This window comes from Faecalicatena contorta (genome assembly GCF_021531895.1).
Lineage (GTDB): Bacteria > Bacillota > Clostridia > Lachnospirales > Lachnospiraceae > JAFBIX01.
Genome location: NZ_JAFBIX010000043.1, coordinates 1 through 11,327, shown reverse-complemented (window position 1 = coordinate 11,327; position 11,327 = coordinate 1). Strand labels below are relative to the sequence as shown.

The 11,327-nt window shown below is 40.0% G+C and carries 12 protein-coding genes and 1 pseudogene; 9 read left to right on the top strand and 4 right to left on the bottom strand.

Going from position 1 to position 11,327, the window contains the following annotated elements:
* Window positions 1-127 precede the first annotated feature (127 nt).
* A complete protein-coding gene (locus JQM81_RS12745; protein ID WP_235234137.1) occupies window positions 128-1,483 on the bottom strand; it encodes a sodium-dependent transporter in 1,356 nt (451 codons plus the stop codon).
* A 378-nt stretch (window positions 1,484-1,861) separates the two neighbouring features.
* Here JQM81_RS12745 and infC point away from each other — a divergent pair, with 378 nt between their 5' ends.
* From infC to JQM81_RS12725, 4 genes are all read left to right on the top strand, one after another.
* Window positions 1,862-2,356, top strand: coding sequence for a translation initiation factor IF-3 (gene infC, locus JQM81_RS12740; RefSeq protein ID WP_235234136.1), 495 nt, complete (start codon window positions 1,862-1,864; stop codon window positions 2,354-2,356).
* Window positions 2,357-2,391: 35 nt separating this feature from the next.
* Window positions 2,392-2,589 (top strand): 50S ribosomal protein L35, encoded by a 198-nt coding sequence (gene rpmI, locus JQM81_RS12735; protein WP_004606643.1) that lies wholly within the window; start codon window positions 2,392-2,394, stop codon window positions 2,587-2,589.
* Between the two features lie 34 nt (window positions 2,590-2,623).
* Window positions 2,624-2,980, top strand: a complete 357-nt coding sequence (rplT, locus tag JQM81_RS12730; RefSeq protein ID WP_235234134.1) for a 50S ribosomal protein L20 — start codon at window positions 2,624-2,626, stop codon at window positions 2,978-2,980.
* A gap of 482 nt (window positions 2,981-3,462) precedes the next feature.
* On the top strand, window positions 3,463-4,848 hold the full coding sequence (locus JQM81_RS12725) for a TrpB-like pyridoxal phosphate-dependent enzyme (protein ID WP_235234132.1): 1,386 nt from the start codon (window positions 3,463-3,465) through the stop codon (window positions 4,846-4,848).
* Between the two features lie 18 nt (window positions 4,849-4,866).
* Here the strand turns inward: JQM81_RS12725 and JQM81_RS12720 are convergent.
* Both JQM81_RS12720 and JQM81_RS12715 read right to left on the bottom strand, forming a co-directional pair.
* Window positions 4,867-6,111 (bottom strand): annotated as a pseudogene (locus tag JQM81_RS12720) (MFS transporter).
* 27 nt (window positions 6,112-6,138) lie between these two features.
* Entirely contained in the window at window positions 6,139-6,966 is an 828-nt protein-coding gene (locus JQM81_RS12715; protein ID WP_235234130.1) for a zinc dependent phospholipase C family protein, read from the bottom strand.
* Between the two features lie 155 nt (window positions 6,967-7,121).
* Between JQM81_RS12715 and JQM81_RS12710 the strand changes: the two genes are divergently transcribed.
* The gene (locus JQM81_RS12710) at window positions 7,122-7,661 is read left to right on the top strand and encodes a cysteine hydrolase family protein (protein ID WP_235234129.1); all 540 of its coding nucleotides are present in this window, start codon (window positions 7,122-7,124) and stop codon (window positions 7,659-7,661) included.
* 52 nt (window positions 7,662-7,713) lie between these two features.
* Window positions 7,714-8,076: a fluoride efflux transporter CrcB gene (crcB, locus tag JQM81_RS12705; RefSeq protein ID WP_235234127.1), complete on the top strand. Its 363-nt coding sequence runs from the start codon at window positions 7,714-7,716 to the stop codon at window positions 8,074-8,076.
* A gap of 42 nt (window positions 8,077-8,118) precedes the next feature.
* On the opposite strand, the gene JQM81_RS12700 is transcribed toward crcB, so the two are convergent.
* Window positions 8,119-8,598 carry an S-ribosylhomocysteine lyase gene (locus tag JQM81_RS12700; RefSeq protein WP_235234126.1) on the bottom strand — a complete coding sequence of 160 codons (480 nt, stop codon included), beginning with the start codon at window positions 8,596-8,598 and terminating at the stop codon, window positions 8,119-8,121.
* Window positions 8,599-8,713: 115 nt separating this feature from the next.
* Between JQM81_RS12700 and JQM81_RS12695 the strand changes: the two genes are divergently transcribed.
* The 3 genes from JQM81_RS12695 to JQM81_RS12685 are packed head-to-tail and all read left to right on the top strand — an operon-like array spanning window position 8,714 to window position 10,942.
* Complete coding sequence (locus JQM81_RS12695) at window positions 8,714-9,352, top strand: histidine phosphatase family protein (protein ID WP_235234125.1); 639 nt, start codon at window positions 8,714-8,716, stop codon at window positions 9,350-9,352.
* 16 nt (window positions 9,353-9,368) lie between these two features.
* On the top strand, window positions 9,369-10,373 hold the full coding sequence (gene trpS, locus JQM81_RS12690; RefSeq protein WP_235234124.1) for a tryptophan--tRNA ligase: 1,005 nt from the start codon (window positions 9,369-9,371) through the stop codon (window positions 10,371-10,373).
* Between the two features lie 44 nt (window positions 10,374-10,417).
* Complete coding sequence (locus tag JQM81_RS12685) at window positions 10,418-10,942, top strand: hypothetical protein (protein ID WP_235234140.1); 525 nt, start codon at window positions 10,418-10,420, stop codon at window positions 10,940-10,942.
* Window positions 10,943-11,327 lie beyond the last annotated feature (385 nt).

Below are 11,327 nucleotides of genomic sequence, written 5' to 3'. Positions count from 1 at the left end.
TCACGAAATTGCAGTTCTTTTTTCTGTTATGGATTCTCAGCGAAGGATACCAGATACAGACCAACCGATCCAACTCCCTTGCGCCGTGCACTCCTCAATCACAAAATTTACTCATCTAAATTCCCATTTAAATTGTGAACAATCCGAGTGCGCTTGCTACGGAACTTATTAGAATCAGTACGAGGAAGACTGGAGCAACCCATTTAATAATGACATTGAACATTTTTTCTGCCTTGAAAGTTCCATCGGTTGCCTTTACTTCATCGGAAATTGTTTTTGGCTTGATGGTGAAACCAACAAAAATGCAAGTAAAGAATGCAACAATTGGCATTAATACACTGTTGCTGATAAAGTCCATGATATCCAGTACTGACATTCCCATCCAACTGATGAAGCTTAATGGTCCGAAACCAAGAGAAGAAGGAATTCCCATAATACATGCTAATACTGCAACGAAAATACCGGTAAATCTACGTTTCCATCCAAATTTATCCATGAAAACGGATACGATAGTCTCCATCAGAGAGATTGCAGAAGTAAGGGCTGCGAAAAATACGAGAACAAAGAAGATTGTTCCGATAACACCGCCGAATCTCATGCTTGCGAATACCTTTGGAAGCGTCATGAACATAAGTCCAGGACCGGCATTTAACATAGAACGGTCGCCGCCGGAGAAAGCAAATACAGCAGGGATGATCATCAGGCCTGCCAGGAAAGCGATTCCAGTATCAAAGATTTCTATTTGACGAACAGAGCTCTCCAGATTATTTTCTTTTTTCATATAAGAACCATATGTGATCATGATACCCATTGCCAGAGACATAGAATAGAAGAGCTGTCCCATAGCAGCCAGAATTGTTTTGGCGGATACATCGGACATATGTGGCTTTATGTAGTAGATAAGACCTTCCATAGCACCATCTAATGTAAGACCATATACTGCGATGATGATAGTAAGAATGACCAGAATCGGCATCATAATCTTACTAACTTTTTCAATTCCCTTTTCTACACCGCATAAAACGATCACAGCAGTGAATGCCATGAATAAGAAGAACCATCCGATTGGTTCAACAGAACCGCTGATGAAGTCAGTAAAGTAAGTATCTCCTGCGGATGCCTGAACACCGCCACTTATAAATACTGCAAAGTATTTGATGACCCATCCTCCGATTACAGAATAGTATGGGAATATAATGATTGGAACGAGAGATGCTAAAATTCCTAGAAATCCAAAACGCTTATCCAGGGATTTGAATGCTCCAATAGCGCTTAATCCTGTTTTGCGTCCCAATGCGATCTCGGCAATCATAAGGGTAAATCCGAAAGTGATTGCTAGAATCAGATAAATTAATAGGAATGTTCCTCCACCATATTTGGCAGCAAGGTAAGGGAATCGCCAGATGTTTCCCAGACCTACTGCAGAGCCAGCAGCGGCCAGAACAAATCCCAGTTTACTGGAAAAGTTACTCCTGCTATTCATATAAAAAAACCTCCTCAAAAATATAAAACTGACATTCCAAAATATAGAACATGCCCTATTATGGCATGAAAGCATAATTTTTTCAAGAATAATTAAGAAATATGAACGAAAAATCTTTAAATATGCAAAAAAAATTGTGAAAATAGATATTGACACATAAAAATATATATGATAAATTAGATAATGCGTGAGGCAAAAAAGAAAGTAGAGTATCCACTCTCACCATAGCACAATTGGGTGACTATTGGTTTGATATTGAGTATAGAAGTTCTTGTTATTATAGATCATTTTGTGCAGATATGTAAAGTGGATAGTCGAAAAACTATTCACTTATTTTTATTTATTTTATGATGGGGGTGCGCGACAATTAGCGATTTAATGATTAACGGGCAGATCAGAGACAAAGAAATAAGAGTTATTGGAGAAGACGGAGAACAGTTGGGTATAATGTCCCCGAGAGAAGCAATGAAGATTGCTCAGGAGGCAGAACTGGATCTTGTAAAGATTGCTCCGAAGGCTCAGCCGCCAGTTTGCAAGATTATTGACTATGGAAAATACAGATATGAGCTTGCAAGAAAGGAAAAAGAGGCAAAGAAGAAACAGAAAACCGTTGAAGTGAAGGAAGTGCGTCTTTCACCAAATATTGAGACCAACGATCTTAATACAAAGGTCAATAATGCAAAGAAATTCATCTCAAAAGGAAATAAAGTAAAGGTTACTCTGCGTTTCAGAGGACGTGAGATGGCACATATGCAGCAGAGCAAACATATTCTGGATGATTTCGCAGAATTACTTGCAGATGTTGCAGTTGTTGAAAAACCTGCTAAATTGGAAGGCAGAAGTATGAGCATGGTTTTAACTGAAAAACGTTAAAAATATATTTATAAATTTTAAGGAGGAAATTTATTATGCCAAAGATCAAAACAAATAGAGCAGCTGCAAAGCGCTTCAAAAAAACAGGTACAGGAAAATTAAAAAGAAATAAAGCTTACAAGAGCCATATCTTAACTAAGAAATCTACAAAGAGAAAAAGAAATCTTAGAAAACCAATCATTACTGATGCAACAAATGTAAAGAACATGAAGAAAGTATTACCATATCTGTAAGATATTGGGAAAGTATTGAAGGAGGAAATAAGACATGGCAAGAATCAAAGGCGGAATGAACGCTAAAAAGAAACATAATAGAACATTAAAGTTAGCAAAAGGATACAGAGGAGCACGTTCTAAACAGTACAGAGTTGCAAAACAGTCTGTTATGAGAGCTCTTACATCTTCTTATGCAGGAAGAAAACAGCGCAAACGTCAGATGCGTCAGTTATGGATTGCACGTATCAATGCAGCTGCAAGAATGAATGGATTATCATACAGCAAGTTTATGCATGGTTTAAAACTGGCTAATGTTGATATGAACAGAAAGATGCTGGCAGAGATGGCTGTTAATGATGCGGCTGGATTTGCTACACTTGCTGAGCTTGCAAAGAGCAAATTAGCATAATTTAGGAAAAGATTTACAGAAAGGCTGGGTACGTCAGGTATCCAGCTTTTTCTAATAGAGGAAAGGAATTAAAAAAATTCACCTCTCCTCTATTGACATTCGCAAGTTATCGTGGTAAAGTTTTACTAAACTGATGAGGAAGAGTAAGTACTGACAGATATTTGCCATACAGAGAGCCGCAGGTGGTGGGATTGCGGTAGGTTAAAGCTATCGGGAATGGGCTTCCGAGGGCGAGCTGAAATGGATGATCATAGCAGAGTAGGCAAGCCGGAGAGATTACTCCGTTAACAAAGTACGCGTATGATGGTACGCATGAGAGGGTATGCATGAAGTGCATATCAAGCCGGGTGGCACCGCAGGAGTTGATTTATACTACTCTTGTCCCTGCAATAACAATTGTATGGGATAAGGGTATTTTTTATTTTATTAGAATTTAAGCTGCCCTGTTCCCAGACACTTATGAATGAAAGGAGAACAGAAAAATGCAAGAAAACAAAATCCCTTACAAAATCTATCTTGAAGAGAGTGAGATGCCGAAGCAATGGTATAATGTACGTGCAGACATGAAGAATAAACCGGCACCACTTTTGAATCCGGGAACGTTACAGCCAATGACGGCAGAAGAACTATCTGGCGTATTTTGCGAGGAACTGGTAAAGCAGGAATTGGATAATGATAACCGTTATATTGATATTCCACAGGAGATACAGGATTTTTATAAAATGTATCGTCCGTCACCGTTGGTCAGAGCATATTGCCTGGAAAAGCAGTTACAGACACCGGCAAAGATCTATTATAAGTTTGAAGGAAATAATACAAGCGGAAGCCATAAGCTGAATTCAGCAATTGCGCAGGCATATTATGCCAAGAAACAAGGGCTTAAGGGTGTTACAACGGAGACCGGAGCAGGTCAGTGGGGGACCGCTCTTTCTATGGCATGTGCTTACCTGAATCTGGACTGTAAAGTATTCATGGTAAAATGTTCTTATGAACAGAAGCCTTTCCGCCGTGAAGTTATGCGTACGTATGGTGCAAGTGTAACACCATCTCCATCTATGGAGACAGAGGTTGGTAAAAAGATTCTGGCAGAGCATCCGGGAACAACAGGAAGTCTTGGCTGTGCCATTTCGGAAGCAGTTGAAGTTGCAGTGGGAAGCGAAGGATACAGATATGTATTGGGAAGTGTGCTGAATCAGGTATTACTGCATCAGTCTGTCATAGGAGTGGAAACAAAGACGGCTTTGGATAAATATGGAATCGAACCAGATATTATCATTGGATGCGCCGGAGGAGGCTCCAATCTTGGAGGATTGATATCTCCATTTATGGGAGAAAAATTAAGAGGAGAAAAGGATTATCAGTTTATTGCAGTTGAACCTGCATCTTGTCCAAGTCTTACCAGAGGTGTGTACGCATATGATTTCTGCGATACCGGAATGGTCTGCCCACTGGCGAAAATGTACACATTAGGCAGTGGATTTATTCCATCTCCAAACCATGCTGGTGGATTGCGATATCATGGTATGAGTTCTATCTTGTCACAATTGTATGCAGATGGATATATGGAGGCTAGATCCGTGGAACAGACATCCGTGTTTAAGGCAGCTGAACAATTTGCAAGAGTAGAAGGTATTCTTCCGGCACCAGAAAGCAGCCATGCTATTAAAGTTGCTATTGATGAGGCATTGAAGTGCAAAGAGACAGGTGAAGAAAAAACAATAGTGTTTGGCCTGACTGGTACCGGATATTTTGATATGGTTGCCTATGAAAAATTCCATAACGGAGAAATGAGTGATTATATTCCAACGGATGCAGATCTTCAGATCGGATTCGATGGAATCCCCAAATTCCCTGGAAGTATGGAATAATTGTCCGATATAGAATATTTATTTTCTGTTGGTCTGATATTTAGCAGCCTGACCGAAGAAGAAAAAGCCAAGAAGGAACATAACTGAAAGGGAGCCGACACCTGCATTGGTACTTCCACTTAACTGACTGATAAATGATACCAGGAAAGTGCCAAAGAAGGAGGCTCCTTTTCCGCAGATATCCATAATTCCAAAATATTCACCAGATTTTTCAGCTGGAATAATCTGTGCAAAGTAAGAGCGAGAAAGTGCCTGTATAGCGCCCTGGAACATTCCTACCAATACAGCCAGAATCCAAAAATCAAGCTGTGTATCTAATTTGATGGCATATAAGGCAATACCTGTGTAAGCTAAAATGCAGATTTTTATTAAGGTTACAGACGAGGCTTTCTTAGATAAAGATCCAAAGATCAGCGCACAAGGAAATGCCACAATCTGAGTCAGCAAAAGCGCCAGTAATAATCCAGTACTGTCCAATCCAAGTGACTGGCCGTAAGCGGTTGCCATATCAATAATGGTATAAACCCCATCAATGTAAAAGAAGAATGCCAGGAGAAAAAAAAGAATTTTCTTATCCCTGGTAATTTCGCTAAATGTCCTGCCCAGACGTGAAAAACTATTGTGTACTATATGTTCTTGCATAGAAATATAATATGTTTGTTTGTAATTTTGCAGAAGCGGCAGAGAAGATATCAGCCACCATGATCCCGTTATAAGAAATGCTATGAACATTGCATGTGACATAGCAAGATTTAGCTTATCGTAATTTAATACAACAAGAAGTGATAAGATAAAAGGAATACAACTTCCAATATAACCCCAGGCATACCCGTTTGAAGATACGGTATCCATACGTTCATCGGTCGTAACATCCGTAAGCATAGCATCATAGAAGATCAAACTGACAGAGTAAGCTGTCTTAGCAACGACAAAAATGCAAAGAAACCAGAGCCAGGATGGAGCAATTCCCAGCAGGATACAGCTGATCACGCCAAGAATCATAGAGCCGGCAAAAAGACGTTTCTTATAATTCTGGACATCGGCAATACTACCTAACACTGGTCCTAGAAAAGCGACAATCAATGTAGAAACAGAGACGGCATAACCCCATTAAGCCAGATAATCTACAGAAGATAAGCCTGCCTTGTCTCCAAGATAGTTAAAGTAGATCGGCAGGATGGTAGAGACAAGAAGAACGAAAGCGGAATTGCCGACATCGTAAAGTATCCATTGTTTTTCTAAAGTGGTAAGTTTAAATTTCATATATGTTTCCTTTCTGTTTAATGGTTTCTACAAGGATATGATTTTTTGTTTCCAGTTATCTCCGGCACCAAAAGTATGTTGAAAATAAGAAGGAAGCGAAGCATTATCCTTTAAAACTCTCTGATATTGTAAAATAGCGTCAGCTGCAGACTGTATAGCGTCATGATACAAACGGTTTAATAAAAGACAATAGTTGTGGCAAGAGGCATTGGGAAAAGGATTCATTATCAGACCATGCATAGAATCATAATGACCGATAAGTTTCATGGCATTCAGAAGCAAGGCGCGTTTCGGGTAATGAGGGGCATGCAGCAAATGATGAGTTTGAATCATTCCTCTTAAAGCAGTTTGAATATTGTCTACAGTCAAAGTGGAAAAGCATGGGGCAATGATTTTGGCATTGCTTTTATTGGGATAAATATGCTGAATCGGGACATAGGTCTTTGGATCACGGTTGTCTTTTTCCATGAAAAAACGGTCTAATTCTGTTTCAATCTCAGAGTGGCTGATCTTGCTTATGTAGATCATTTTTTCAATATAAGGGTGACAGATACTATCCAGAATAAAATGACAGACAAACCCATAAAGATAGGATTCAAGTGCGTCTTGATTTAAGGCATATTTCCACGCAGTAGCATTTTGTGTAAAAAATTGTGCGGCAGGTTCGTCGTGCATCTGGTACCCAATCTGATTGATCGGATTGGTACGTAGTGGATGATAATAAAAAAGAATGTCGGGACCGTGCAGACCGATATCATATAACTGACGATAAGACTCAATCTGTTGTTGCAGTTGAACCGGCAAAGTGACCAGGACATCTCTTCCAAATCTGTAATGTGTATAAGTAGATGGCATATGATAACCTCATTTCGTATTCTTTCTATCAATTATATTATGGCGTGGCTGTGAAAAATTCAATCACGAATTCTGTAAAATACAAGTAAAGTTTGATTTCTGAAAAATCTTGTATATAATGAAAACAAGAGTGAATTACGGAAGGAGACTACAGCATGGATATTTTAGTTGTCGTAGATATGCAGAATGATTTTATTAACGGAGCATTGGGAACAAAGGAAGCAGAAGCAATTGTCCCGCAAGTTGTGGAAAAAATTCGGGATTTTAAGGGAAGAGTTCTTTATACCAGAGATACACATGAGAAGGATTATCTGGAAACACAGGAGGGAAAGAATCTTCCGGTAGAGCACTGTATCAGAGGAAGCAAAGGATGGGAATTGAATGCCGAGATTGAAGCTTTGCGTGAGGAAGTGCCTATTGATAAGCCGACTTTTGGTTCTACAGTACTTGGACAGTTATTGAAATCACAAGATACAGAACTGAAAGAAAGAGGAGAGACAGGAGTTGAATCGGTTACCTTAGTGGGACTTTGTACAGATATCTGTGTTATTTCAAATGCTATGTTGATAAAGGCATTTCTGCCGGAAGTCCCAGTGATTGTTGATGCCTCATGTTGTGCTGGAGTAACACCGGAAAGCCATAAGAATGCATTAAAAGCAATGGAAATGTGTCAGATTACCTGCATGAACCAATAGAATGACAATCATCCATATAAGAGCGGGGATATTATGAAGGAGGAAAAAGTATATGGATAAATTATTCTTGGTGGGATGTGGCGGAGCAGTCGGGGCAATCTTGCGCTATGTGATCAGTCTTGTGCCATGGAAAGGAGAATTCCCGCTGCTGACACTGATTACGAATCTGGCAGGTGCAATCCTCATTGGCCTGGTCGTAGGGCTTGCTTTCAGTAAAGATACAATCAGCCCGAATATGGTGCTCTTTTTTAAGACGGGAGTATGTGGTGGATTTACAACATTTTCTACTTTTTCACTGGAGGCATTGACTTTGCTGGAACAAAATCAGAAAGGGGTTGCAGTTGTCTATATCTTCTTGAGTGTAGTAGGATGTGTGATCGGAGTCTGGTTTGGGAAAAAGCTGATTATGAGATGAAAAAAGAGTTCCGGCTGGAACTCTTATATTATGAATATTGGTCTATTCTGGATAATGTAACTGTTCGTCAGTGATATTCAGAAGTACTTGATTCAGATATCTGCTTGCCAGATACTTTGCCATCGGTAGATTCATGTCCAGATAATTGCCACAGTCTTTGGCGCAGGCACCGGGAACTTCTCCCTCAAATTCTGCAATAAAGGTAAACATCTCGGTCATCAGAGGAACAATATCTTTGGATTCATAATTGCCGGAAAGAAGCAGATAAAATCCGGTACGGCAGCCCATTGGTCCAAAGTAAATAGTCTTATTTGCAAATGTTTTATGATTCCGCAGGAATGTGGCACCGAGATGCTCAATCGTGTGAACTTCGGCGGTATTCATAACCGGTTCATCGTTCGGACTGGTCATACGGATATCAAATGTGGTTACGGGATGACCTTCCACCTGATCAATACGAGAAACATAGAGTCCTGGTATCAGGCGGATATGGTCTATTGTAAAACTTGTGATTTTTTCCATAACATTCATGGCTCCTTTTTATTTTCTAAGCTATTATAACACTTTCTATGTGAATTTGCTATGAAAAACATAAGGAGATGTGCTATACTTACAAGGTACGTTAAGGAGGCTAATGATGAAGATATATTTTGTAAGGCATGGAGAGACGGAGTGGAATAAGCAAAAAAGGATTCAAGGCCGGGTCGATATTCCGTTGGATGAATTTGGCCGGATGTTAGCAAGAAAGACAGCAACAGGTCTTGCAGAGATTCCTTTTGACGTGTGTTATTCCAGCCCATTATCCAGGGCGAAAGAGACAGCAACTATCATTCTGGAAGGAAGAGATATTCCAATTATAGAAGATGACCGGATTATAGAGATGGCATTTGGAGAGTATGAAGGTAAGTGCTGTTCCAAGAGTGGATGGAATCTTCCAGAAGAATTCCACAGGTTTTTTGATGAACCGGAGAATTATGTACCGGCACCGGGCGGAGAGAATTTCGCAGAAGTAAAGAAGCGTACAGGGGAATTCTTACAAGAACTTTTCCAGAAAGAACAATATCAGAAGAGCAACGTGTTAATTTCAACCCACGGTGCGGCACTGGCGGGAATGTTAAATTATATAAAGGGTAAACCTCTGTCAGAGTATTGGGGCATTGGCGTACATAGGAACTGTGCAGTAACAGAAGTGCAGGTAACAGACGATGTCCCTGAGATTTTGTCAGAAAATGTGGTCTATTACAATGATGAAGTAGAACCATGGGAAGAAAGATGAGAGTGGAGGAAGAAAAATGATTAACGATAAAAAAGTATTATTTAGCGGAATGCAGGCAACCGGGAACCTTACATTGGGAAATTATCTGGGAGCTTTGAAGAATTGGGTAAATTTAAGCAATGAATATGAATGCTTCTACAGCGTGGTAGATATGCATTCTATTACTGTCAGACAAGATCCGGCAACGCTCAGAAAGAGAGCAAGAGCATTGTTGACTTTATATATTGCAGCAGGCCTGGATCCGGAGAAGAATTGTATCTATTATCAGTCCCATGTTTCAGGTCATGCAGAGCTGGCATGGATCCTGAATTGTTTTACTTACATGGGAGAACTTAACCGTATGACGCAGTTTAAGGATAAGGCTGCAAAGCATGCAGATAATATCAATGCAGGTCTGTTCACATATCCGGTATTGATGGCAGCGGATATCCTGCTGTATCAGGCTGATGTGGTTCCGGTAGGAATTGATCAGATGCAGCATCTGGAACTGACCAGAGATATTGCAGAGCGTTTTAATAATATCTATGGTGATGTCTTTACGATTCCAGAAGCTTATATCGGCAAAGTAGGAGCTAAGATTATGAGCCTTCAGGATCCATCAAAGAAGATGTCCAAGTCTGATGAGAATCCAAACGCAAGTATTTACCTGATGGATGATCCTGACACTATTATGCGTAAATGTAAGCGTGCTGTAACGGACTCTGAAGCACAGATTTTATATCGTGATGAACAGCCAGGTGTAAAGAATCTGATTGATATTTACAGTGCATGTACAGGCAAGAGACCGGAGGAAGTTGTAAAAGAATTTGATGGCAAGGGTTATGGTGAGTTTAAGGTCGCTGTAGGAGAAGCTGTGATTTCTGTATTAAAGCCATTGCAGGATGAAGTTGCACGTCTGGAAAAGGACAAGGCTTATATTGATGGTATTATTAAAAATAATGCTGAGAAAGCACAGTATTATGCAAATAAAACATTGAGAAAAGTTCAGAAAAAAGTTGGATTTCCAGAGAAAGTACGTTAATAGAAAATAGAATATAAGGCGGGAGAATAGAGAGAGTGACCAAAATGATGAATATCCAGACGGCAGGTCAGCAGAAATATTATGATTTTATCCAGGAGAGGGCAAAGAGACTTAAGACAGGTATGATTGTATGGATCAGCCTGCTGGCGGTAGCATTGATATGCATGTTTTCCAATGTTAAGTTAGCGATTGTCCTGGCATTAGTCGGAATTTTTCTGGCAGTGATGAATATAAAATCACAGAAAGCATTGAAATCTAAATTGGATGGGGTTACCGATAAAGAGGAATTCTTTCATCAACTGGCAGATCCTTCGACACTGCAGATTCCAGAATATCGTTTAATAATCTTAAAAGATTATGTTCTTGTGGAGAAGAGTGATATCTGTGTGTATCAGTTGGCGGATATGCAGAAGATAGAAGTCGGACTTCAGGGAAATATCGGGAAAGTATTGTTTCTAACTGACAAGCAAGGAGCACGACATGAAATCGTATCCTGCACGAAAGGAGATGGAATGCAAGAAACTTTCGATAAAGTTTATTATTCGTTGCATGAGAGAATGGGAATTTAGATTAGTTAGTAGGTAATTGGGTGTGTACGGCGAGAGGATGGATGGGATGGTTGCCATTGCGGAGTCCTTCGCTAAGAATCCATAACAGGAAAAGAAGCAGATATTTTGTGACCAGGCTGATTCACCCCGAAATCTTGATGATTTCGAGGCTCAGCAGCCTTCTCAGATTTGGCTTGAAGCCAAATCTTCGCACAAAATATCTGCTTCTTTTCCTGTAACGGATTCTAACGCTTGTCCAACGAACGGCAACCATCCCATCCATCTTCTCGCCTGACATCCCCCAAATCCGCAACTTCCTCATCCGGGAGAATTCCTGCGCGTCATGCAGAGCGAACGATCATAGTAAAGATATTGTCAAAAAACTGGCAGAATAACTAACTGAATC